Source organism: Pseudomonas sp. MWU16-30322 (genome assembly GCF_020515535.1).
In the GTDB taxonomy this organism is placed as follows: domain Bacteria; phylum Pseudomonadota; class Gammaproteobacteria; order Pseudomonadales; family Pseudomonadaceae; genus Aquipseudomonas; species Aquipseudomonas fluorescens_H.
Map to the genome: position 1 here is coordinate 443,266 of NZ_JAIWYL010000003.1, position 24,225 is coordinate 467,490.

The 24,225-nt window shown below is 61.4% G+C and carries 19 protein-coding genes; 14 read left to right on the forward strand and 5 right to left on the reverse strand.

Annotated elements, in window-relative coordinates; all coding sequences use genetic code 11:
- Nucleotides 1–124 precede the first annotated feature (124 nt).
- From rpsF to LCH64_RS07850, 9 genes are all read left to right on the forward strand, one after another.
- On the forward strand, nucleotides 125–547 hold the full coding sequence (gene rpsF, locus LCH64_RS07810; protein ID WP_003221133.1) for a 30S ribosomal protein S6: 423 nt from the start codon (nucleotides 125–127) through the stop codon (nucleotides 545–547).
- 28 nt (nucleotides 548–575) lie between these two features.
- Complete coding sequence (gene rpsR / locus LCH64_RS07815; RefSeq protein WP_002551829.1) at nucleotides 576–806, forward strand: 30S ribosomal protein S18; 231 nt, start codon at nucleotides 576–578, stop codon at nucleotides 804–806.
- A 36-nt stretch (nucleotides 807–842) separates the two neighbouring features.
- Nucleotides 843–1,736, forward strand: coding sequence for a hypothetical protein (locus LCH64_RS07820; protein ID WP_003221135.1), 894 nt, complete (start codon nucleotides 843–845; stop codon nucleotides 1,734–1,736).
- A gap of 19 nt (nucleotides 1,737–1,755) precedes the next feature.
- Nucleotides 1,756–2,202, forward strand: a complete 447-nt coding sequence (gene rplI / locus LCH64_RS07825; protein ID WP_003221136.1) for a 50S ribosomal protein L9 — start codon at nucleotides 1,756–1,758, stop codon at nucleotides 2,200–2,202.
- 120 nt (nucleotides 2,203–2,322) lie between these two features.
- Entirely contained in the window at nucleotides 2,323–3,720 is a 1,398-nt protein-coding gene (gene dnaB / locus LCH64_RS07830) for a replicative DNA helicase (protein ID WP_047600693.1), read from the forward strand.
- A gap of 203 nt (nucleotides 3,721–3,923) precedes the next feature.
- Nucleotides 3,924–6,227 (forward strand): YgiQ family radical SAM protein, encoded by a 2,304-nt coding sequence (locus LCH64_RS07835; protein WP_226499905.1) that lies wholly within the window; start codon nucleotides 3,924–3,926, stop codon nucleotides 6,225–6,227.
- Nucleotides 6,228–6,565: 338 nt separating this feature from the next.
- A complete protein-coding gene (locus LCH64_RS07840; RefSeq protein ID WP_226499906.1) occupies nucleotides 6,566–9,841 on the forward strand; it encodes a transglutaminase family protein in 3,276 nt (1,091 codons plus the stop codon).
- An 88-nt stretch (nucleotides 9,842–9,929) separates the two neighbouring features.
- The gene (locus LCH64_RS07845) at nucleotides 9,930–12,416 is read left to right on the forward strand and encodes a circularly permuted type 2 ATP-grasp protein (protein ID WP_226499907.1); all 2,487 of its coding nucleotides are present in this window, start codon (nucleotides 9,930–9,932) and stop codon (nucleotides 12,414–12,416) included.
- Complete coding sequence (locus tag LCH64_RS07850) at nucleotides 12,416–13,306, forward strand: transglutaminase family protein (RefSeq protein ID WP_226499908.1); 891 nt, start codon at nucleotides 12,416–12,418, stop codon at nucleotides 13,304–13,306. Before LCH64_RS07845 ends, LCH64_RS07850 begins: the two co-directional genes overlap by 1 nt.
- 154 nt (nucleotides 13,307–13,460) lie before the next feature.
- Here the strand turns inward: LCH64_RS07850 and LCH64_RS07855 are convergent, their stop codons facing one another.
- Together LCH64_RS07855 and LCH64_RS07860 are read right to left on the reverse strand one after the other, a co-directional pair.
- Nucleotides 13,461–13,649, reverse strand: coding sequence for a hypothetical protein (locus LCH64_RS07855; protein WP_226499909.1), 189 nt, complete (start codon nucleotides 13,647–13,649; stop codon nucleotides 13,461–13,463).
- Between the two features lie 68 nt (nucleotides 13,650–13,717).
- Complete coding sequence (locus tag LCH64_RS07860) at nucleotides 13,718–14,305, reverse strand: TIGR00730 family Rossman fold protein (protein ID WP_226499910.1); 588 nt, start codon at nucleotides 14,303–14,305, stop codon at nucleotides 13,718–13,720.
- A gap of 340 nt (nucleotides 14,306–14,645) precedes the next feature.
- On the opposite strand from LCH64_RS07860, the gene azu reads away from it, so the two are divergent.
- Complete coding sequence (gene azu / locus LCH64_RS07865) at nucleotides 14,646–15,092, forward strand: azurin (RefSeq protein ID WP_098966950.1); 447 nt, start codon at nucleotides 14,646–14,648, stop codon at nucleotides 15,090–15,092.
- A 198-nt stretch (nucleotides 15,093–15,290) separates the two neighbouring features.
- Here the strand turns inward: azu and nadE are convergent, their stop codons facing one another.
- The 3 genes from nadE to LCH64_RS07880 form a co-directional block, all read right to left on the reverse strand.
- Nucleotides 15,291–16,118 (reverse strand): ammonia-dependent NAD(+) synthetase, encoded by an 828-nt coding sequence (gene nadE, locus LCH64_RS07870; RefSeq protein ID WP_201135935.1) that lies wholly within the window; start codon nucleotides 16,116–16,118, stop codon nucleotides 15,291–15,293.
- Nucleotides 16,119–16,122: 4 nt separating this feature from the next.
- Nucleotides 16,123–17,346, reverse strand: coding sequence for a nicotinate phosphoribosyltransferase (pncB, locus tag LCH64_RS07875; RefSeq protein WP_003221154.1), 1,224 nt, complete (start codon nucleotides 17,344–17,346; stop codon nucleotides 16,123–16,125).
- A gap of 214 nt (nucleotides 17,347–17,560) precedes the next feature.
- Nucleotides 17,561–18,472, reverse strand: a complete 912-nt coding sequence (locus LCH64_RS07880) for a LysR family transcriptional regulator (protein ID WP_098966954.1) — start codon at nucleotides 18,470–18,472, stop codon at nucleotides 17,561–17,563.
- Nucleotides 18,473–18,637: 165 nt separating this feature from the next.
- Here LCH64_RS07880 and LCH64_RS07885 point away from each other — a divergent pair, with 165 nt between their 5' ends.
- The 4 genes from LCH64_RS07885 (at nucleotide 18,638) to LCH64_RS07900 (ending at nucleotide 24,223) form a co-directional block, all read left to right on the forward strand.
- Nucleotides 18,638–20,128, forward strand: a complete 1,491-nt coding sequence (locus LCH64_RS07885; RefSeq protein ID WP_226499911.1) for an aldehyde dehydrogenase family protein — start codon at nucleotides 18,638–18,640, stop codon at nucleotides 20,126–20,128.
- Nucleotides 20,129–20,282: 154 nt separating this feature from the next.
- Nucleotides 20,283–21,566 carry an FAD-binding oxidoreductase gene (locus LCH64_RS07890; protein ID WP_226499912.1) on the forward strand — a complete coding sequence of 428 codons (1,284 nt, stop codon included), beginning with the start codon at nucleotides 20,283–20,285 and terminating at the stop codon, nucleotides 21,564–21,566.
- Nucleotides 21,567–21,934: 368 nt separating this feature from the next.
- The gene (locus LCH64_RS07895; RefSeq protein ID WP_003221158.1) at nucleotides 21,935–23,068 is read left to right on the forward strand and encodes a branched-chain amino acid ABC transporter substrate-binding protein; all 1,134 of its coding nucleotides are present in this window, start codon (nucleotides 21,935–21,937) and stop codon (nucleotides 23,066–23,068) included.
- A 240-nt stretch (nucleotides 23,069–23,308) separates the two neighbouring features.
- A complete protein-coding gene (locus LCH64_RS07900; protein ID WP_003221160.1) occupies nucleotides 23,309–24,223 on the forward strand; it encodes a branched-chain amino acid ABC transporter permease in 915 nt (304 codons plus the stop codon).
- The last annotated feature ends 2 nt before the right edge of the window (nucleotides 24,224–24,225 follow it).

The following is a 24,225-nucleotide window of genomic DNA, read 5'->3' on the forward strand; positions in this document are numbered from 1 at the left end:
TACAATTGCGCCCCTTGCTGTGACGGCAGGCACGCATGTGCCCCGCGCCAGCAAGTCCATAAGTGTCATTCACTCCTTGTCTGACCGTTTTTGAGCGGCAGGCTACAACCCGTAAGGAGCATTCATGCGTCATTACGAAATCATCTTTCTGGTCCACCCTGACCAGAGCGAGCAAGTCGGCGGCATGGTTGAGCGTTACACCAAGCTGATCGAAGAAGACGGCGGCAAAATCCACCGTCTGGAAGACTGGGGCCGTCGTCAACTGGCCTACGCAATCAACAATGTTCACAAGGCTCACTACGTGATGCTGAACGTTGAATGCACTGGCAAGGCCCTGGCCGAGCTGGAAGACAACTTCCGCTACAACGATGCAGTGATCCGTAACCTGGTCATCCGTCGCGACGAAGCCGTTACCGGCCAGTCCGAGATGCTCAAGGCTGAAGAAAACCGCAGTGAGCGCCGTGAGCGTCGCGACCGTCCTGAGCACTCCGACGCTGATGGCGTTGAGGGTGATGACAGCGACAACAGCGATAACGCTGACGAGTAATCCACGGACCTTTTAAGGAGCCTATCAAATGGCACGTTTCTTCCGTCGTCGTAAATTCTGCCGCTTCACCGCTGAAGACGTGAAAGAGATCGATTACAAAGATCTCAACACTCTGAAAGCCTACGTATCCGAGACCGGCAAAATCGTTCCAAGCCGCATCACCGGTACCAAAGCTCGTTATCAGCGTCAGCTGGCCACCGCTATCAAGCGCGCCCGCTTCCTGGCCCTGCTGGCCTACACCGACAGCCACGGCCGCTGAGACCGGGCAGTCGACAAGTAGCAAAGGATTGAATGCATGCGTGCCATAGCTGAGTTCATCATGCGCGGCCGCATGCAGGCCACTCTCGTAGTGGCCGGGTGTGCAACATTGCCGTTGTTGTATTGGTTGGGTGCTGCCGCCGGGAGCCTGGTGCTTCTGCGGCGCGGACTGACGGACGCCATTGGCGTTCTGTCCCTGGGGCTGCTGCCGGCATTGATCTGGTGGCTGTATGCCGATGATCCACGGGCACTTCTGGTGCTGCTGGGGTCTTCGGGGCTTGCGTTGGTGTTGCGCGCAAGCGAATCCTGGGTCCGCACGCTGCTGGTCAGCGTAGTGATTGGAGTGGTGTTTTCAGTGGTGCTCGGGGCAGCGTTTGCGGCCCAGATCGAGATGCTCGCGCAGGCCTTGATAAAGGTCATGCCGGCGCTTCTTGGTGAAACCTACAAGCAATTGTCGGTCGATGAGCAAGCGCGCTTCGCGTCCCTGATTGCACCAGTCCTGACCGGACTGATTGCGGCTCTGTTGCAGATCGTCAGCGTGCTGAGCCTGATTGTCGGGCGTCATTGGCAGGCGTTGTTGTACAACCCGGGTGGTTTTGGTCGCGAGTTTCGCGCCATCCGGATCCCGCTGGGGCCGGCGATGTTGCTGCTGGCGTTGATGCTTCTGGGCCCGAATCTCGGTGCACAGATGGCCATGTTGACGCCGTTGTGCAGTGTACCGCTGGTGTTCGCCGGACTCGCCCTGATTCACGGGCTGGTCGGGCAGAAGCGACTGGCCGGTTTCTGGCTGGTGGGGTTGTACGTCACGCTGCTGTTGTTCATGCAGCTGCTCTATCCGTTGCTCGTGGTTCTGGCCATTGTCGACAGCCTGATTGATTTTCGCGGTCGTCACGTGTCGAAAGACACCGATAACGCGAACGGTGAAGGTTAAAAGTTAAGAGGATTTCCACATGCAACTGATCCTTCTGGAAAAAATCGCCAACCTGGGCAACCTGGGCGACAAAGTAAACGTTAAGGCCGGTTACGGCCGTAACTACCTGCTGCCTTTCGGCAAAGCTACCGCTGCGACCGCTGCCAACCTGGCTGCGTTCGAAGAGCGTCGTGCTGAGCTGGAAAAAGCTGCCGCAGACCGTAAAGCATCGGCTGAAAGCCGTGCTGCCCAACTGGCCGAGCTGGAAGTGACCATCACTGCCACCGCTGGCGACGAAGGCAAGCTGTTCGGTTCGATCGGTACTCACGACATCGCTGACGCACTGACCGCTTCCGGCGTTGAAGTGCAGAAGAGCGAAGTTCGTCTGCCGAACGGCACCATCCGCAACGTGGGTGAATTCGACGTGGCTGTGCACCTGCACGCCGAAGTTGAAGCCACCGTACGCGTTGTCGTGGTAGCAGCTTAAGCAATACTTGTCGGCTGGCACCCTCGGGTGCTTGCCGGTAACATCGGGCACGATCCTGTTTACAGGTCGTGCCCTTTGTCTTTCTGGTAATCCCGTTTTCAAACCTGACTCCAAGTGGCCATGAACGAAATCACCGCTCCCGAGCAATACGATCTGCAAACCGCCGCGCTGAAAGTGCCGCCGCATTCCATCGAGGCCGAACAGGCCGTACTCGGTGGTCTGATGCTGGACAACAACGCCTGGGAACGCGTGCTCGATCAAGTCTCCGACGGCGATTTCTACCGACATGACCACCGTCTGATCTTCCGTGCGATCGCCAAACTGGCCGATCAGAACATGCCGATCGACGTCGTGACCCTTGCCGAGCAACTGGACAAGGAAGGTCAGACGTCCCAGGTCGGCGGCCTCGGTTACCTCGGCGAACTGGCGAAAAACACGCCGTCCGTCGCCAACATCAAGGCCTATGCGCAGATCGTTCGCCAGCGCGCGACGTTGCGCCAATTGATCGGCATCAGCACCGAAATTGCCGACGCCGCGTTCAACCCCGAAGGCCGTACGGCCGAAGAGATCCTTGACGAGGCCGAACGGCAGATCTTCCAGATTGCCGAGGCGCGGCCGAAGACCGGCGGCCCGGTGGGGGTCAACGAACTGTTGACCAAAGCCATCGACCGCATCGACACCCTGTTCAACACCGCCGACGCGATCACCGGCCTGTCCACCGGCTATACCGACCTCGACGAGAAGACCAGCGGTCTGCAGCCGTCCGACCTGATCATTGTCGCCGGCCGTCCGTCGATGGGTAAAACCACCTTCGCCATGAACCTGGTGGAAAACGCCGTACTGCGCAGCGACAAGGCGGTGCTGGTGTACTCCCTCGAGATGCCAGGCGAATCGCTGATCATGCGTATGCTCTCGTCCCTGGGCCGGATCGACCAGACCAAGGTGCGTTCCGGTCAGCTCGAAGACGACGACTGGCCGCGCCTGACCTCGGCGGTCAACCTGCTCAACGATCGCAAACTGTTCATCGACGATACCGCCGGCATCAGCCCGTCGGAAATGCGCGCGCGGACCCGGCGTCTGGTGCGCGAGCACGGCGACGTCGGCCTGATCATGATCGACTACCTGCAGTTGATGCAGATTCCGGGTTCCAGCGGTGACAACCGGACCAACGAGATTTCCGAGATTTCGCGATCCCTGAAAGCCCTGGCCAAGGAATTCAACTGCCCGGTGGTGGCGCTGTCGCAGCTCAACCGCTCCCTGGAACAACGTCCCAACAAGCGTCCGGTGAACTCCGACTTGCGGGAATCCGGAGCGATCGAGCAGGACGCCGACGTCATCATGTTCGTGTACCGGGACGAGGTGTATCACCCGGAAACCGAGCACAAGGGCATCGCCGAAATCATCATCGGCAAGCAGCGGAACGGCCCGATCGGCTTTATCCGCCTGGCCTTTATCGGTAAGTACACCCGCTTCGAAAACCTCGCGCCGGGCAGTTACAACTTCGACGACGACGAGTAACGTCGAGCACTTGTGGCGAGGGAGCTTGCTCCCGCTGGGTTGCGCAGCAGCCGCCAAAATTCGACTGCTGCGCAGCCGATCGGGAGCAAGTTCCCTCGCCACAGGTAAAGCACAATTTCCGACCACAGCCGTCGGAATTGGTCAAAATTTGTGCTATATTCCGCGCCCGCGAAATTCAATGAAAGCCAACACCGGTTATCGACATGCAAGCAGCCAAGCCGTTATTTGACTATCCGAAGTACTGGGCCGAATGTTTCGGGCCAGCGCCATTCCTGCCGATGAGCAGGGAGGAGATGGATCAGCTCGGCTGGGATTCCTGCGACATCATCATCGTCACTGGTGATGCCTACGTCGATCACCCCTCGTTCGGCATGGCGATCATCGGCCGGCTGCTGGAGTCCCAGGGCTTCCGCGTCGGGATCATTGCCCAGCCGAACTGGCAGTCCAAAGACGACTTCATGAAGCTCGGCGAGCCGAACCTGTTCTTCGGCGTCGCGGCCGGCAACATGGACTCGATGATCAACCGCTACACCGCGGACAAGAAAATCCGTTCCGACGACGCCTACACCCCAGGTGGCATGGCGGGCAAACGTCCGGATCGCGCGAGTCTGGTCTACAGCCAGCGCTGCAAGGAAGCCTACAAGCACGTGCCGATCGTCCTCGGCGGCATCGAAGCTTCGCTGCGCCGCATCGCCCACTACGACTACTGGCAGGATCGTGTACGCAACTCGATCCTGATCGACGCCAGCGCCGACATTCTGCTGTACGGCAACGCCGAGCGCGCCATCGTCGAAGTGGCTCAGCGTCTGTCCTACGGGCACAAGATCGAAGACATCACCGATGTGCGCGGCACCGCGTTCATCCGTCGTGACACGCCGCAGGGCTGGTACGAAGTCGATTCCACGCGCATCGACCGTCCGGGCAAGGTCGACAAGATCATCAACCCGTACGTCAACACCCAGGACACCCAGGCTTGCGCCATCGAGCAAGAGAAGGGCCCGGTGGATGATCCCGAGGAAGCCAAGGTCGTACAGATTCTGGCCAGCCCGCGCATGACCCGCGACAAGACCGTGATCCGCCTGCCGTCGATGGAAAAGGTGCGTAACGACCCGGTCCTGTACGCCCACGCCAACCGTGTGCTGCACCTGGAAACCAACCCGGGTAACGCCCGCGCGCTGGTGCAGAAGCATGGCGAGGTCGACGTCTGGTTCAACCCGCCGCCGATTCCGATGACCACTGAAGAAATGGACTACGTGTTCGGCATGCCTTACGCCCGGGTTCCGCACCCGGCGTATGGCAAAGAGAAGATCCCGGCCTACGACATGATCCGTTTCTCGGTGAACATCATGCGTGGCTGCTTCGGCGGTTGCACCTTCTGCTCGATCACCGAGCACGAAGGCCGGATCATCCAGAACCGTTCCGAAGAGTCGATCATTCGCGAAATCGAGGAGATCCGCGACAAGGTCCCGGGCTTCACTGGCGTCATCTCCGACCTCGGCGGCCCGACCGCGAACATGTACCGCATCGCCTGCAAGAGCCCGGAAATCGAATCCGCGTGCCGCAAGCCGTCCTGCGTGTTCCCGGGCATCTGCCCGAACCTGAACACCGACCACTCGTCGCTGATTCAGCTGTACCGCAGTGCCCGTGCCTTGCCGGGTGTGAAGAAGATCCTGATCGCCTCCGGCCTGCGTTACGACCTCGCGGTCGAGTCGCCGGAGTACGTCAAAGAGCTGGTGACCCACCACGTCGGTGGCTACCTGAAGATCGCCCCGGAACACACCGAGGAAGGTCCGCTCAACCAGATGATGAAACCGGGCATTGGCAGCTATGACAAGTTCAAGCGCATGTTCGAGAAGTACACCAAGGAAGCAGGCAAAGAGCAGTACCTGATCCCGTACTTCATCGCCGCGCACCCGGGCACTACCGACGAAGACATGATGAACCTGGCGCTGTGGCTCAAGGGCAACGGCTTCCGTGCCGACCAGGTGCAGGCGTTCTACCCGTCGCCGATGGCCACCGCCACCGCGATGTACCACTCGGGCAAGAACCCGCTGCGCAAGGTCACCTACAAGAGCGACGGTGTGACCATCGTCAAGAGCGAAGCGCAGCGTCGTCTGCACAAGGCGTTCTTGCGTTATCACGACCCGAAAGGCTGGCCGATGCTGCGTGAAGCGTTGATCCGCATGGGCCGTGGTGATCTGATCGGTCCGGGCAAGGATCAGTTGATTCCGCTGCATCAACCGGCTACCGACAGCTACCAGAGCGCCCGTCGCAAGAACTCGACGCCGGCCGGCAGCCACAAGGTCGCGAAAGAGAAGACCACCAAGATTCTCACCCAGCACAACGGCCTGCCGCCGCGTGCCAGCGACGGTGGCAATCCTTGGGACAAGCGTGAACAGGCCAAGGCTGCGGCGTTCGCCCGCAACCAGCAGGCGGCCAAGGAACGCAAGGAAGCGGCCAAGGGCAAGGGGCCGAAGCCGGCGCGCAAGCCCGTCGTTCCGCGCTAAATCGCTTTTTGTTTCAACAGAACGCCAACCTTCGGGTTGGCGTTTTGCATTTCAGGGCTCAGGAGGTGCGTTGAATCGACTGGCCCCTTCGCGAGCAAGCCCGCTCCCACAGTTGGAATGCGGTCTCCTGTGGGAGCGGGCTTGCTCGCGAAGGCGTCATCTCAGGCGCCGCGTCTACCACTGCCGCCACATTTCGGCGCAACTTCCTCAATCCATTTCCCCGCATCGCCCGATTTTGGTGCTGTACTGCCCTGAGCATTCCGGGAAAGCGCCCAAGCCTCTGCATGGCATAAGTCTTGCGCGCTTTCGAATACGCTTAGGCTCGCAGGAGGCACGCCGTGTCGATTCATGTCGCATTGCATCACGTCACGCATTACCGCTACGACCGCGCTGTCGAACTCGGCCCGCAGATCGTACGCCTGCGCCCGGCCGCCCACAGCCGCACGCGGATCCTCTCGTATGCGCTGAAGGTCTCGCCCGAGCAGCATTTCATCAACTGGCAGCAAGACCCGCAGGGCAACTACCTCGCGCGTCTGGTGTTCCCCGAGAAAACCGACGAGTTGCGCATCGAGGTCGACCTGCTGGCCGAGATGGCGGTGTTTAACCCGTTCGATTTCTTCCTCGAACCCTACGCCGAGAAAATCCCCTTCACCTACGCGGCCGATGAGCGTAAGGAGCTGGCGCCGTACCTCGAAACCCTGCCGCTGACGCCCGCCTTCAAAGCCTATCTGGACGGGATCGACCGCACGCCGCAGCCCGCCGTGGATTTCCTGGTGATGCTCAACCAGCGTCTCAGCGAAGACATCCGTTACCTGATCCGCATGGAACCGGGCGTGCAAACCCCGGAACACACCCTCGAACATGCGTCCGGCTCCTGCCGCGACTCGGCGTGGCTGCTGGTGCAACTGCTGCGCAACCTCGGGTTGGCCGCGCGGTTCGTTTCCGGTTATCTGATTCAACTGACCGCTGACGTGAAGAGCCTCGACGGTCCGTCCGGTACCGAAGTGGACTTCACCGACCTGCACGCGTGGTGCGAGGTGTACTTGCCGGGCGCTGGCTGGATCGGTCTGGATGCCACGTCCGGGCTGTTCGCCGGTGAAGGGCATATCCCGCTGGCCTGCAGCCCCGATCCGTCCTCGGCGGCGCCGATCAGTGGCCTGGTCGAGCCGTGCGAATGCCAGTTCAGTCACGAGATGTCGGTGGAGCGGATCTGGGAAGCGCCACGGGTCACCAAACCCTACACCGATGAGCAGTGGCTGGCGATTCAGGCGCTGGGCCGACAGATCGATGCCGATCTGCTGGAAGGCGATGTGCGCCTGACCATGGGCGGCGAGCCGACTTTCGTCTCCATCGACGATCCGGACGGTGCCGAATGGAACACCGCCGCACTGGGCCCGGACAAGCGCCGACTCTCCGCCGAACTGTTCCAGCGCATGCGCCAGCACTATGCGCCGAAAGGTCTGGTGCATTTTGGTCAGGGCAAGTGGTACCCGGGCGAGCCATTGCCGCGCTGGTCGCTCAACTGCTATTGGCGCCGTGACGGCGTGCCGATCTGGCACAATAACGCGCTGATCGCCGACGAGCAGCAGGACTATGGCGCCAATGGCGAACTGGCCGGGCGTTTTCTGGCGAGTGTTGCCGAACGCCTGAAACTGCCCGCACGTTTCGTGTTTCCAGCCTACGAAGACCATTTCTATTACCTCTGGCGTGAGGGCGCATTGCCGAGCAACGTCAGTGCTGAAGATTCGCGACTGGAAGAGCCACTGGAGCGTGCGCGACTGCGCAAGGTTTTCGCTCAGGGCCTGGATAAAGTGATCGGCCAGGTGCTGCCGCTGGCGCGTACCGCCAAGGGTGATCAATGGCAGAGCGGGCGCTGGTATCTGCGCGACGAGCATTGCCGGCTGGTGCCGGGGGATTCGCCGCTGGGTTATCGCTTGCCGCTCGCCTCGCAACCGTGGGTGAAGGCGGCGGAGTACCCGTTCATTCATCCCAGCGATCCGAATCAGGACTTCCCCGAGCTGCCGGATACCGCGCAGCTCAACAGCCATACCGAACCCGCCGCGGCCGCCGAACGTGCGCCGAAAATCGACGAATCCGCCGACTGGCTGACCCGCACCGCATTCTGTGCAGAGGCCCGTGAAGGGCGTCTGTATCTATTCATGCCGCCGCTGGAGCGGGTCGAGGATTATCTGGAGCTGGTGGCGGCCATCGAAGCCACCGCCGAAGAGCTGCATTGCCCGGTATTGCTGGAAGGATACGAGCCGCCGAGTGATCCGCGCCTGAGCAATTTCCGCATCACCCCGGATCCGGGCGTGATCGAGGTCAACGTGCAGCCTTCCGCGACTTGGGACGAGCTGGTCGAGCGCACCGAGTTTCTTTATGAAGAGGCGCGACAGACGCGACTGACCACCGAGAAATTCATGATCGACGGGCGCCACACCGGTACTGGCGGCGGCAACCATTTCGTCCTCGGTGGCGCGACCCCGGCGGACTCACCGTTCCTGCGCCGCCCGGACCTGCTGCGCAGCCTGATCAGCTACTGGCACAACCATCCGTCGCTGTCCTACCTGTTTTCCGGCTTGTTCATCGGCCCGACCTCGCAGGCGCCACGGGTCGATGAAGCCCGCAACGACGCCTTGTACGAACTGGAAATCGCCTTTGCGCAGATGCCTGAACCCGGCGAAGCGTGCGCGCCGTGGCTGGTAGATCGACTGCTGCGCAATCTGCTGATCGACGTCACCGGCAATACCCATCGCGCCGAGTTCTGCATCGACAAACTGTATTCGCCGGACGGCGCCACCGGGCGTCTCGGCCTGCTGGAGCTGCGCGCTTTCGAAATGCCGCCGCACGCGCGCATGAGCCTTGCCCAGCAGTTGCTGTTGCGGGCACTGGTGGCACGCTTCTGGCGCGAGCCGTATGCGCCGTCGAAGCTTGCACGTTGGGGCACCGAGCTGCACGACCGCTTTATGCTGCCGCACTTTATCGAGCAGGATTTTGCCGACGTCATCGTCGAACTGAACAACGCCGGTTATCCGTTGCGCGCCGAGTGGTTCGCCGCGCATCTGCAGTTCCGCTTTCCCAAGGTCGGCGATTACGCGGTCAGTGGCATCGAGATGGAACTGCGTCAGGCGCTGGAGCCTTGGCATGTGCTGGGCGAGGAAGGGACGGCGGGCGGCACGGTGCGTTATGTCGATTCGTCGCTGGAGCGTTTGCAGATCAAGCTCAGCGGCTTGCCGCCGCAGCGCTATCTGCTGACCTGCAACGGCATCCCGGTGCCGCTGCAACCGACCGGGCGCATCGGTGAGTTCGTCGCGGGTGTGCGCTTTCGGGCCTGGCAACCGGCCAACTGTCTGCAACCGACCATTCCGGTGCACGCGCCGCTGGTGTTCGATTTGCTCGATACCTGGATGCAGCGTTCGCTGGGCGGTTGCCAGTATCACGTTGCACACCCGGGAGGGCGCAATTACGAGACCTTGCCGGTCAATGCCAACGAAGCGGAGAGCCGGCGCATGGCGCGGTTTTTCCGCATCGGACACACGCCGGGGAAACTTCCGATACCTAACCTGACAATCTCCGACGAGCTGCCGATGACGCTCGATTTGCGACGTTTCTAAGTCCTGCACGACATGCGGATTTTTCGTATATCCGCACGTCATGTGCCTGCGTTAGTCTGACCGTTCCCTGCTGTCTGCCGAGTTTTCCATGCCTGACCTGCTAGACCGCTACCCGCTGACCGCGGGCACTTATCACGAACTGCTGAATGACAGCGGGGAAGTGCGCCCGCACTGGCGGCGGCTGTTCGATCAATTGCAGCGCAGCACCCCGGCGCAACTGGTGCAGCGGCAGGCGCTGCTGGCCCGGCAGATTCAGGAAAACGGCGTGACCTACAACGTCTATGCCGATCCCAAGGGCGCCGACCGCCCGTGGGAGCTGGACCTGCTGCCGCACGTGATCGCTGCTGATGAGTGGCAGCAACTGTCGGCGGGGATTGCCCAGCGAGCACGCCTGCTCAACGCGGTACTGGCTGATCTGTACGGGCCGCAGCGGCTGATCAGCGAAGGGTTATTACCGGCGGAGTTGGTGTTCGGCCACAACAATTTTCTCTGGCCCTGTCAGGGCATTGCTCCGCCTGAAGGGGCCTTTCTGCATCTGTACGCCGTGGACCTGGCGCGCACGCCGGACGGACGCTGGTGGGTCACGGCGGATCGTACCCAGGCGCCGTCGGGCGCGGGTTATGCGCTGGAAAACCGCACCATCGTTTCGCGGGCCTTTCCCGAGTTGTACCGCGATCTGAAAGTGCAGCACCTGGCCGGATTCTTCCGCACCCTGCAGGAAACCCTCGCGCGTCAGGCGCCGTGTGCCGACGACGCGCCGCTGGTGGTGTTGCTCACCCCAGGGCGCTTCAACGAAAGTTACTTCGAACACCTTTATCTGGCGCGCCAGCTCGGTTATCCGCTGGTGGAGGGCGGCGACCTCACCGTGCGCGATGCCACGGTGTACCTGAAAACCCTTAGTGGTCTGCGCCGGGTGCACGCGATCATGCGCCGGCTCGACGATGACTTCTGCGATCCGCTGGAGCTGCGCACCGATTCGGCACTTGGTGTGCCTGGCCTGCTGGAAGCGGTGCGTCAGGGCCGGGTGCTGGTGGCCAACGCCTTGGGCAGCGGCGTGCTGGAGTCGCCGGGGTTGCTCGGATTTTTACCGAAGATCAATCAGTACCTGTTCGGCGAAGAACTGCTCCTGCCGTCCATCGCCACCTGGTGGTGCGGCGAGGCGCCGGTGCTGGCGCAGGCGTTGGAAAAGCTTCCCGAGCTGCTGATCAAACCGGCATTCCCCTCGCAAAGCTTCGCCCCGGTATTCGGCCGCGATCTGAGTGAACAACAGCGCCAGGCATTTGCCGAGCGCATGCAGGCGCGGCCATACGCGTATGTCGCGCAAGAGTTGGCGCAGCTGTCCCAGGCGCCGATCTGGCAGGCCGAAGACGGTCAACTGCAACCGCGAGCGATCGGCATGCGCGTGTACGCGGTGGCCAGTGGTGACGGCTATCGCGTATTGCCCGGTGGGCTGACCCGGGTCGCCGCCGAGGCCGATGCCGAGGTGGTGTCGATGCAACGCGGTGGCGCGAGCAAGGACACTTGGGTGCTGGGCGAGCGTGCGCCGAGTGGCGAACAATGGAAAACCCAGCGCAACGTCGGCGTGCACGATCTGGTGCGCCGCGATCCTTACCTGCCCTCGCGGGTGGTGGAGAACCTGTTCTGGTTCGGCCGTTACTGCGAGCGTTGTGACGACAGTGCGCGATTGCTGCGGATCATGCTCGCGCGTTATGTCGATGGCGATGATCCGCAAGCCTTGCAGGCCGCCGTGGAGCTGGGCGAGCGGCTGATGTTGCTGCCGGAGGAGGGTGAGTTGCCGGAGCGGCTGCTGGCGGCGCTGCTCGGTGAGGATTGGTCGTTCAGTCTGCGCTCCAACCTGCAGCGCTTGCAGTGGGCGGCCTCGCAGGTGCGCGGCAAGCTCTCGCGGGAGAACTGGCAGGCCTTGGTCGAGTTGCAACGCGAGGCGCTGGAACTGGACACCGAGGAGCCGGACTTCGGCGAGTTGCTGGATTTCCTCAACCGGCTGGTGATGTCGCTGGCGGCGCTTTCGGGTTTCGCGCTCGACGACATGACCCGCGACGAAGGCTGGCGCTTTCTGATGATCGGCCGGCGGATCGAACGGTTGCAGTTTCTCAGCAGCAGTCTGGCCGCATTTCTGCGCGGCGCCGGGGCGTTCGATCAGGCGGGGCTGGAATGGCTGCTGGAACTGGGCAACAGCAGCATCACCTACCGTTCGCGGTATCTGGCGGTGGCGCAGTTGATTCCGGTGCTCGATCTGTTGCTGCTGGATGAACAGAACCCGCACGCGGTGCTGTTTCAGTTGAAACTGGTGACCCGCACGCTCAAGCGCCTGAATGATGATTTCGGCGTGCCTCGCGAGGCGGGGTTGCCGCAATTGGTCGAGCGTCTGGCGCGGTTCGATCTGGGCTGTCTGGAGAATCCGCTGTTCGGGGAGAACAGCGTGCGTGCCGCGCTCGATGGTCTGGCGGATCTGCTGCAAGAGATTGCCGAGGCCAGCGGTCAGGTGTCCGATCGTCTGGCGCTGCGCCACTTTGCCCATGTCGATGATGTCAGCCAGCGTACGGTGTCCGTCTGATGAGCGCGCATTACCAGATCTTTCACGACACCTGTTACCACTACGACAGCCCGGTTTCCCTGGCACAGCAATTGGCGCACCTGTGGCCGCGCGAGTGCACGTGGCAGCGCTGCACCGAGCAGCAATTGCTGATCAGCCCGGAGCCGACCACGCGGCGGGATGAATTGGATGTGTTCGGCAATCCACTGACCCGGCTGGCCTTTGAGCGGCCGCATGATGAATTGCAGGTCAACGCCCGGCTCACGGTTGAGGTGCTGGCGCGGCCGCTGGCGGATTTCAATCTGTCCCCGGCGTGGGAGCAGACGCGCAACGCGCTGACCTACAGCAGCCTGCCGTTGTCTGCTGAAATGCTGGAGGCTTGTCGCTATCGCTTTCAGTCACCCTACGTGCATTTGAAACGCAGTTTCGTCGAGTTTTCCGAAAGCTGTTTTCCACCGGGCAGGCCCTTGTTGCTGGGCGTTCAGGCGTTGATGCAGAAGATTTTCAGCGACTTCACCTTCGACGCCGAGGCGACGCAAGTGGCGACGCCGCTGGTCGAGGTGCTGGAGCGCCGACGCGGCGTGTGTCAGGACTTCGCCCACCTGATGCTTGCCTGCGTGCGTTCACGGGGGCTGGCGGCGCGTTACATCAGTGGTTATCTGCTGACCCAGCCGCCACCGGGGCAGCCACGGCTGATCGGCGCCGACGCGTCGCATGCCTGGGTGTCAGTATTTTGTCCGGTGCTGGGGTGGGTGGATTTCGATCCGACCAACAACGTGCAGCCGGCGCTGGAGCACATCACCCTGGCGTGGGGCCGGGATTTTTCCGATGTGTCGCCGTTGCGCGGGGTGATTCTGGGGGGCGGCTCGCATGATCCGGAAGTGCGGGTCACGGTGATGCCATTGGAATAAGGAAATTTCACTGGGGGGAGCCAATGTGGCGAGGGAGCTTGCTCCCGCTCGACTGCGAAGCAGTCGCAAAACAATTTGGGGTCGCTGCGCAACCCAGCGGGAGCAAGCTCCCTCGCCACAGATCGCTCCCTCTGGGAGCGAATCAGCAATCAGCTCAGGCGTCAGGCGCCTGGTCTTTCGGTGCATCAACAACATCATCATCGTTGTCAGTCGCCACTTCCCCGTCAGGGTTCTGTGCCGCTTCTTCAGCCAGCTGTTTCTTGCGTTGAAGCTTTTCCTCTTTCTTCTTTTCCTTTTCCAGGTCTCGTTGACGTTTGGCGAAGGAGTAATTGGGTTTGGCCATGGGCGATCCTCTGGGGTCGAAGGTGAGGTTGAGCGGCGCGTATTCTGCCCTGTATCGGTGCCCGGCGGTTAGCCGGGTTTTTGGTCGACCCACTTGGGCGTGACGGTCGGCTTCCAGTTATCCAGGGCGTCGAGCAGCGTTTGTGCGGATTCGCTCACTTGCAGCATGTCACGGTGTGGGGCGCGAACGAAGCCTTCGCCGACGATATGGTCAAGAAAAGCGGTGAGTTTGCTGTAAAAACCGTTCACCTCAAGCAGCCCCAGCGGCTTGCCGTGGTAACCGAGCTGGCCCCAGGTCCAGACTTCGAACAGCTCTTCCAGCGTGCCGAGACCGCCGGGCAACGCGACGAACGCATCGCTCAGTTCAGCCATGCGGGCCTTGCGCGCGTGCATGCCACCGACCACTTCAAGGCGCGTCAGGCTTTTGTGACCGATCTCCTTGTCCATCAGGCTTTGCGGAATGATCCCGATCACTTCGCCGCCAGCGGCCAGCGCGGCGTCCGCCACCAGGCCCATCAGACCCACGGCACCCCCACCGTAAACCAGCGTCAGTTGGCGCTCGGCGAGTGCCCGGCCAAGGGCTTGGGCGGCTTCGGTGTAAGCCTGATCAGTGCCGGCGTTGGCACCGCAAAATACACAAACGGATTTGAGAGACATGCCTTCCTCCTGGGTCAATCCGTCACAGGGTAATGGCTGGCACGCCTTGATCCAAGGACTAAGCTTCGCGTTCTGGCTATTCGAAGGTACCGCTGGCGCCACAGGCGTAGGCGGCGAGCAAACTGCACAACAGACCGTTAAAGAACATGACAGGCACTCCGTTTCAGTAGATGCGCCGATCATAGGCCCGGCCGTGGATTCTGGTCGGTAGATTGTTTCGATGAGTGTCATAGCCTGAAAGTTGTATACAATTTTTGACTCAAGTCATAGGAACTTGCGAAGATTTCAGGCAGTCTTTCCACCATTAGTGTTTTTGTTAACCCTGCCTTGGAGATTCACCATGTTTTCCAAAGTTGTTGCGGTATCCCTGCTGGCGCTGGCCAGCAGCCAATTGATGGCTGCCGAGTGCAAAACCACCGTTGATTCCACCGACCAGATGTCCTTCAACACCAAGGAGATCGTGATCGACAAGAGCTGCAAGACCTTCACCGTCGAACTGACTCACTCCGGCAGCCTGCCGAAGAACGTCATGGGCCATAACCTGGTGGTCAGCAAAACCGCTGATATGCAGCCGATTGCCACCGACGGCCTGGCCGCTGGCATCGACAAGAACTACCTGAAAGACGGCGACGAGCGCGTTATCGCTCACACCAAGATCATCGGTGCCGGCGAGAAAGACACGCTGACCATCGATGTATCGAAGCTGACCGCTGGCACTGACTACGGCTTCTTCTGCTCCTTCCCGGGCCACATCTCGATGATGAAAGGCACCATTGCTGTGAAGTAAGCAGGCTTACCGCGTTATCGTTCTTCGCGAGCAAGCCCGCTCCCACAGGGTTTGTGTCGGTCACACATTTTGTGAACAACCGGGACACTGTGGGAGCGGGCTTGCTCGCGAAGAGGCCATCAGCATCGACAGGTGAACTGGCCAAAGAAAAGCCCGCTGAGGATCGCTCCTCAGCGGGCTTTTTCATTCGGTCGCCGATCAAGGCGCGAACGGCATGACCCGCTTGTGATGGGTCTTGTTGTAGGTGCTGACGATGATATCGAACGCTTCCTGACGCACCGGCTCGCCGTGCAGGAAGGCGTCGATCTCGGCGTAGGTCACGCCGTGGGAGGCTTCGTCCGGTTTGCCCGGCGACAGGTCTTCCAGATCCGCGGTCGGCACTTTTTCCACCAGCGATTCCGGTGCGCCGAAGCTGCGGGCAATCGCCCGGACCTGGTTTTTCACCAGACCGCTGAGTGGCGCCAGGTCGCAGGCGCCGTCACCGAACTTGGTGAAGAAACCCATCACCGCTTCCGCCGCATGGTCGGTGCCGATCACCAGACCGTGCGCCGCGCCGGCGATGGTGTACTGGGCGACCATGCGCATCCGCGCCTTGGTGTTGCCGAGCACGAAATCCACCGACACCGCGTGTTTGCCTTCGAACGCCGCGACTTCACTGGCCAGCGATTTGACCGCCGGGCCGATGTTCACCGTGTGGCGTTCGTCCGGAGCGATGAAGTCCACCGAAGCCTGGGCGTCGTGCTCGTCGAACTGGGTTTCGTACGGCAGGCGCACGGCAATGAACTTGTAGGCGTTGTCGCCGGTGCGTTCGCGCAGCTCACGCATGGCGCGCTGGGCCAGCAGGCCGGCGGTCAGCGAGTCGACGCCGCCGCTGATGCCCAGCACCAGGGTCTTGAGGCCGGAATTGACCAGGCAATCCTGGATAAAGGTGATGCGCCGGGCGACTTCCGCTTCGAGGGCCTGATGCCCGGCGAATGGCGGTTGCACCTTGAGCTGTTCAGCAATCTCACGCTGTACGGCTTGCATGAATTCACTCCTTGCTAGATAGACTGGAATCGGCAGGAACCTGGAACACATGTCGCAAATAGGCGACGAAATTCGGGTCTTTGCAGTGGGTCTTGCCGGGCTCGTCGGAGATCTTCGCCACCGGCTGGCCATTGCAGGCGGTCATTTTAAGCACGATGCTCATCGGTTCGACACCCGGAATGTCACAGGTCAGGTTGGTGCCGATGCCAAAGCTGACGTTGATCCGCCCGTGCAGCGCGCGGAAGATCTCCAGCGACTTGGGCAGGGTCAGGCTGTCGGAGAACACCAGGGTCTTGCTCATCGGGTCGATGCCGAGCTTGTGGTAGTGGGCGATGCACTTTTCGCCCCACTGCACCGGATCCCCGGAATCGTGGCGCAGACCGTCGAAGAGCTTGGCGAAGAACAGGTCGAAATCGCCGAGGAACGCGTCGGTGGTGATGCAGTCGGTGAGCGCAATCCCCAGCAGGCCACGGTATTCGCGCACCCAGCAATCGAGGGCGGCGATCTGGCTGTCGATCAAGCGTGGGCCGAGTTGTTGGTGGGCCATGATCCATTCATGGGCCATGGTGCCCAGCGGTTTCATGTCCAGCTCGCGAGACAGGTGAACGTTGCTGGTGCCGACAAAGCGCCCGGGGAAATCGTGCTTGAGCACGTTGACCACTTCTTCCTGCACACGGTACGAAAAGCGCCGGCGGGTGCCGAAGTCGGCGACCTGCAATTGCGCCAGTTCGTCGGCCGAGGCGTTGGCGCTCAGCCAGTCGAACTTGCGATACAGCTGTTCGCGCGCCTGTACCAGTTCGATTTCCCGGTAGCGATAGCGGTTGCGCACTTCGCTGACGATCGCCAGCAGCGGCACTTCGTAGAGAATCACGTGCAGCCACGGGCCGCGCAGACGGATGAACAGTTCGCCGTTCTCGATCCCGGTGTGCAGGTAGCGCAGGTTGAAGCGGAACAGGCCGAGAAAGCGCAGGAAATCCGGTTTCAGGAAGGTGATGCGCTCGAGAAAGCTCAACTGGTCGGCACTCAGGCTCAGTTCGGCCAGGCGCTCGATCTGATAGCGAATCTCGGCCAGATACGGCCGTAGATCCTCGCTGTTACGGCAACGGAACTCCCATTCGACTTCGACGTTGGGGTAGTTGTGCAGCACCGCCTGCATCATCGTCAGTTTGTAGAAGTCGGTGTCGAGCAGGTTCTGCACGATGCGATCGGCAAACACACTCTCGCTCATAAACGGGGTCTCCAGGTGCACCGCGCGGATGCGCGGGATCAATCAATGACGCTAGTGGCGCATATCAGCGGTGGGGATTGCCAGCATTTTTTAAGAGCGCCGAGATCACCTGTGGGAGCGGGCTTGCTCGCGAATGCGGTGGGTCAGTCACATTTGAATTGACTGACCCACCGCATTCGCGGGCAAGCCCGCTCCCACAGGGTTGTTGAAAACTCTATATCGGCGTCAGGTCCGGACTATCAATCTGCTCCAGCATCCACTTCACAAAATCCCGCACCTTCGGCACTTCCGCCGCATGTTCCGGGTAGGCCAGGTAGTAGGCGTCGGAACTGGGCATTGCATGCTGCCAGGGAATGACCAGTTTGCCGTCGGCCAATTCTTCTTCCACCAGAAACCGTGGCAACAGCGCGACGCCGCAGCCGACCTGAGCGGCGCGGATGCACATATAAAAGGTTTCGAAGCGCGGCCCGTGGTAGCTGTGTTCGGTGTGGTAACCCTGACTGTCGAACCAGTCGTGCCAGGCCTGTGGGCGCGAGGCGTTTTGCAGCAGCACCAGATCGGTCAGTTGCGTCGGGTCGGTGAACGGCTGATCCGGCAGGCTGCCGGGTGCGCAGACTGGCACCAGCTCTTCGCCAAACAGCTTCAGGCACTCGGTGCCGGGGCGTGAGCCCTGACCGAAATAGAACGCCAGATCGCTGCGCCCCTGTAGCAAATCGTCGGCCTCCTGCTCGTTGCACAAGTCGAGATGGATCGACGGATGGCGCAGGCGCCAGCCCTTCAGACGCGGTACCAGCCAGCGTGCGCCGAAGGTCGAAGGCGTCGAGACGCGCAGGACTTCGGTCTCGCCGCCGTAGGAACGCAGGTAATGCGTGGACATTTCCACCTGGGTGAGGATTTTTCGGACCTCCACCAGGTACAAATCTCCGGCCGGGGTCATCTGCAAACGCCGACGCACCCGGCGGAACAACAAGTGCTGCAACAATTCCTCAAGCTGCGCGACCTGTTTGCTGACGGCGCTCTGGGTCAGGTTCAGTTCTTCGGCGGCCCGGGTGAAGCTCAGGTGCCGGGTCACGGCTTCGAAGCACTGCAACGCAGTGATCGACGGCAAGTGGCGTTTGTTCAGCATGGGTGATCCCTTTTTCTTGTCTTTCTATGCGCAGCATGAATAAACGGAATGATATCTCGCGTAAAGGTCGTTTGTTGCCTCGCCGTACTGACGCTACAACTAAAGGCCTGCCCGGTCGCGACAATGCGTCCGCACACATTCAGTTTTTCGCTTGAGGAGTGACCCATGGTTGCCGCATTGCTTGATCGTCTTGGTGTGAACCCGGCCCTGTACCAGAACGGCAAAGTGCCGGTGCATTCGCCCATCGACGGCAGCCGCATCGCCGCCGTGAACTGGGAAGGCCCGGCCGAAGTCGAGCAGCACATCAGTCGTGCAGATCATGCTTTCGAGCAGTGGCGCAAGGTGCCGGCCCCGCGTCGCGGCGAACTGGTGCGTCAGTTCGGCGAAGTGCTGCGCGAGTACAAGGCTGATCTCGGCGAACTGGTGTCGTGGGAGGCGGGCAAGATCACTCAGGAAGGCCTCGGTGAAGTGCAGGAGATGATCGACATCTGCGACTTCGCCGTCGGTCTGTCCCGTCAGTTGTACGGCTTGACCATCGCTTCCGAGCGCCCGGGCCACCACATGCGTGAAACCTGGCATCCGCTGGGCGTGGTCGGCGTGATCAGTGCGTTCAACTTCCCGGTCGCGGTGTGGGCGTGGAACACCACGCTGGCGCTGGTCTGCGGCAACCCGGTGGTGTGGAAACCGTCGGAGAAAACCCCGCTGACCGCACTGGCCTGCCAGGCACTGTTCGACCGTGTGTTGAAGAATTTCAGCGATGCGCCGGCGCACCTGTGCCAGGTGATCATCGGTGGCCGTGATGCCGGCGAAGCGCTGGTGGATGACCCGCGTGTCGCGCTGATCAGCGCCACCGGCAGCACCCGCATGGGCCGCGAAGTGGCGCCGAAAGTCGCCGCGCGTTTCGCCCGCAGCATCCTCGAACTGGGCGGCAACAACGCGATGATCCTCGGCCCGAGCGCCGATCTGGACATGGCCGTGCGCGCCATTCTGTTCAGTGCGGTCGGCACCGCCGGTCAGCGTTGCACCACCCTGCGTCGCCTGATTGCTCATGAGTCGGTGAAGGAAGAAATCGTCACCCGCCTCAAAGCCGCGTACGCCAAAGTGCGCATCGGCCATCCGCTGGAAGGCAATCTGGTCGGCCCGCTGATCGACAAACACAGCTTCGAAAACATGCAGGACGCGCTGGAGCAGGCGCTGAGTGAGGGTGGCCGGGTGTTCGGCGGCAAGCGTCAGCTGGAAGAGCAGTTCCCCAACGCCTACTACGTGTCGCCGGCCATCGTCGAAATGCCGGAGCAGAGCGACGTGGTCTGCAGCGAAACCTTTGCGCCGATCCTCTACGTGGTCGGCTACAGCGACTTCCAGGAAGCGCTGCGCCTGAACAATGCGGTGCCGCAAGGCCTGTCGTCGTGCATCTTCACCACCGACGTGCGCGAGGCCGAGCAATTCATGTCGGCGGTCGGCAGCGACTGCGGCATCGCCAACGTCAACATCGGCCCGAGCGGCGCGGAAATCGGCGGCGCGTTTGGTGGCGAGAAGGAGACCGGTGGCGGTCGTGAGTCGGGCTCCGACGCCTGGCGCGCGTACATGCGCCGCCAGACCAATACCGTGAACTACTCGCTGGAGCTGCCGCTGGCGCAGGGCATCACCTTCGACTGAGTTTGGAATGAAGCAGATCCCCTGTGGGAGCGGGCTTGCTCGCGAAAGCGGTGGGTCAGTCGACACAGATGTTGGCTGAAACACCGCTTTCGCGAGCAAGCCCGCTCCCACAGGATCAGCAGTGTGTTTGGCAGGTTTCTGTTGGAGTCTGGCAATGCCGTTACGCGAAGAATGTCTGTGGGAAAAACTCACGCCTCAGCGCCCGGATAACACCGCGCTACGGGGCGAGGTCAAAGTCGATGTCTGCGTGATCGGCGCCGGGTTTACCGGGTTGTCGGCGGCGCTGCATCTGTTGGAAAAAGGCAAAAGCGTCTGCGTGCTCGAAGCGCATCGCGCCGGGCATGGCGGCTCCGGACGCAACGTCGGGCTGGTCAACGCCGGCATGTGGATCCCGCCGGACGAGATCGAGGCCGGATTCGGCGAAGCGGTCGGCAGTCAGCTCAACCGCATGCTCGGGGCGGCGCCGGCGCTGGTGTTCAGCCTTGTGGATAAATACAACATCGATTGCCAGTTGCGCCGCGAAGGCACCCTGCACATGGCGCACAACGCCAAGGGCGAAGCGGATCTGCGCAGTCGCGAGCAACAATGGAAGCGCCGCGGGGCGCCGGTTGAACTGCTCACCGGAAAGGCCTGCGAGCAAGCCACCGGTACGCAGAAGATTGCCGCCGCACTGCTCGACCGGCGTGCCGGCACGCTCAACCCGATGGCTTATGTCACCGGCTTGGCCAACGCGGTGAAGGGGCTGGGCGGGCAGATGTTCGATCACTCGCCGGTTACCCGTCTCGAGCGCGTGGGCCAGCTATGGTCGGTGCAGACCGAGCACGGTTCGGTGCTCGCCGGGCAAGTGGTGATCGCCTCCAACGCCTACACCGAAGGCGACTGGACCGAACTCAAGCGCAATTTCTTCCCCGGTTACTACTATCAGGTCGCTTCGGTGCCGCTGACCGAAGACGCGGCCCATGACATCCTCCCCGGCGGGCAGGGCTCGTGGGACACGCGGCAGGTGCTGAGCAGCATCCGTCGTGACAAGGACGGCCGGTTGTTGCTCGGCAGCCTGGGCAACGGCAATCAGAAACCGACGTGGTTCCTCAAAGCCTGGGCCGACCGGGTGCAGCAGCACTACTTCCCCAACCTGAAACCGGTGGAATGGGAATGCACCTGGACCGGGCGCATCGCCTTCACCCCCGATCATTTGATGCGGCTGTTCGAGCCGGCACCCGGACTGGTGGCCGTCACCGGTTACAACGGTCGTGGCGTGACCACCGGCACCGTGGTCGGCAAAGCCTTCGCCGACTACCTGTGTAACGGAAATCCTCAAGCCCTGCCGATCCCCTTCGCACCGATGCAGCCCCTGGCCGGTGTCGGCCTGCGCAGTTGTCTGTACGAGGCCGGGTTCTCGCTGTATCACGCGGGCCAGTGCCTGCGCATCGTCATCTGAGTGTTGAAATATGTTGCCGGAAGCGGCGCTTTTCGGCGTAGCGACTAGCCTGTAATGGTGCGGGTTGTAGCAGTCCCGCACCAGCAGTGTGCAGTTCGGTGACGCGAGCTGTTACAGGCTGGTTGCACGTCGTTTGGTGCCGCGGTTGCAATGATGGCGCAAGCGGGTTGCGCCTCAGATTTAAAAAGGTTTCACCTTCCGCGGTTTAGACGGTTGCACGCCCAATGAAAATGGGAACGAAACAGTCGAAATAACAAGAAAGCAGCGACTTTTTGAAGAATAAAAAACCGATGGCACGGCGCTTGCTCAGAGCATTCAGTGAAGTGAAGTCGCAGTGCCAACTAAAAAAAACCTTGGAGCACCACCTCATGTCCCAGACGTTTTACAAGAAAGGCTTTCTGGCCCTCGCAGTGGCTACTGCGTTGGGTGTTTCTGCGTTTGCTCAAGCTGATGTGAAAATCGGTGTAGCGGGTCCAATGACTGGCGCCAACGCGGCATTTGGCGAGCAGTACATGAAGGGTGCACAGGCAGCGGCGGACGCGGTCAACGCGGCGGGCGGCGTCAACGGCGAGAAAATCGTACTGGTCAAGGGCGATGACGCCTGCGAACCGAAGCAGGCGGTGACAGTCGCCAAGGACCTGGTCAACCAGAAAGTTGCCGGCGTGGTCGGTCACTTCTGCTCTTCCTCCACCATTCCAGCCTCGGAAATCTACGACGAAGCCGGCGTTATCGCGATCACCCCGGGTTCCACCAACCCGCAGGTGACCGAGCGCGGTCTGAGCGCGATGTTCCGTATGTGCGGGCGTGACGACCAGCAAGGCATTGTCGCTGGCGACTACATCGTCGACGTGCTCAAGGGCAAGAAAGTCGCGGTGATCCACGACAAGGACACCTACGGTCAAGGTCTGGCCGATGCGACCAAGGCTCAGTTGATCAAACGCGGCGTGACCCCGGTGATCTACGAAGGCCTGACCCGTGGCGAGAAAGACTTCAGCGCCCTGGTCACCAAGATCCGCGCCGCTGGCGCCGACGTCGTGTACTTCGGCGGTCTGCACCCGGAAGCCGGCCCACTGGTCAAGCAACTGCGGACCGAAGGCCTGAAAGACGTGAAGTTCATGTCTGACGACGGCATCGTTACCGACGAACTGGTGACCACCGCCGGTGGCCCGCAATACGTTGACGGCGTGCTGATGACCTTCGGCGCCGACCCGCGCCTGCTGCCGGAAAGCAAGGCCGTGGTCGAGCAGTTCCGCAAGGCCGGAACCGAGCCTGAAGGCTACACCCTGTACGCCTACGCTTCGATTCAGGCCCTGGCGGCCGGTTTCAATGGTGCCAAGTCCAACAGTGGCGAAAAAGCCGCCGAGTGGCTGAAGGCCAACCCGGTGAAAACCGTCATGGGCGAGAAGTCCTGGGACAAGAAAGGCGACCTGAAAGTGTCCGACTACGTGGTTTACCAGTGGGACGCGAGCGGCAAATACCATCAGCTGGAAAAACAGAAGTAAGGGCTGACGCGATCATCTGACTCCCTCGGTTCCATTGTAGGAGTGAGCCTGCTCGCGATGACGGAGTTACAGGCAACACATGTGTTGAATGTTGATCCGCTATCGCGAGCAGGCTCACTCCTACAAGGGGCGGTGGTGACTGGCTGATCGCGCTCTGACGTTACTCCGACGTAAATCTGTATTTTTCCTAGAAGAACCGCCCGCTCCGGTGGGCAGGTTCTCATTGCGTGAGATTGCGTTATGGATGGTATTTTCCTGCAGCAACTGGTCAACGGCCTGACCCTCGGGTCGGTCTATGGCCTGATCGCCATCGGCTACACAATGGTCTACGGCATCATCGGCATGATCAACTTCGCCCACGGCGAGGTTTACATGATTTCCGCGTACCTCGCGGCAATCAGTCTGGCTCTGCTGGCTTACTTCGGTATCGAATCCTTCCCGCTGTTGATGCTCGGCACGCTGGTCTTCACCATCGTCGTCACCGGCGTCTATGGCTGGGTAATCGAACGCGTCGCCTACAAACCTCTGCGCAACTCCACCCGACTGGCACCGCTGATCAGCGCCATCGGCATCTCCCTGATCCTGCAAAACTATGCCCAGATCAGCCAGGGCGCCCGCCAACAGGGTGTTCCGACGCTGCTCACCGGTGCCTGGCGCATCGACGTCGGCACAGGTTTCGTCCAGCTCACCTACACCAAGGTGTTCATTCTGGTCGCCGCGTTCGTCGGTATGGGCCTGCTGACCTACGTGATCAAGTACACCAAGCTCGGCCGCATGTGCCGCGCCACGCAGCAAGACCGCAAGATGGCTTCGATTCTCGGGATCAACACCGACCGGGTGATTTCCTACGTGTTCATCATCGGTGCAGCGATGGCGGCCCTGGCCGGCGTGCTAATCACCATGAACTACGGCACGTTCGACTTCTACGCAGGCTTCGTCATCGGCATCAAGGCGTTCACCGCCGCCGTGCTTGGCGGGATCGGCTCACTGCCCGGCGCGATGCTCGGCGGGATCATTCTCGGGATCTCCGAGTCGCTGTTCTCGGGCCTGGTCAACTCCGACTACAAAGACGTGTTCAGCTTCTCGCTGCTCGTACTTGTTCTGGTCTTCCGGCCTCAGGGTCTGTTGGGCCGTCCTCTTGTGTCGAAGGTGTAAGC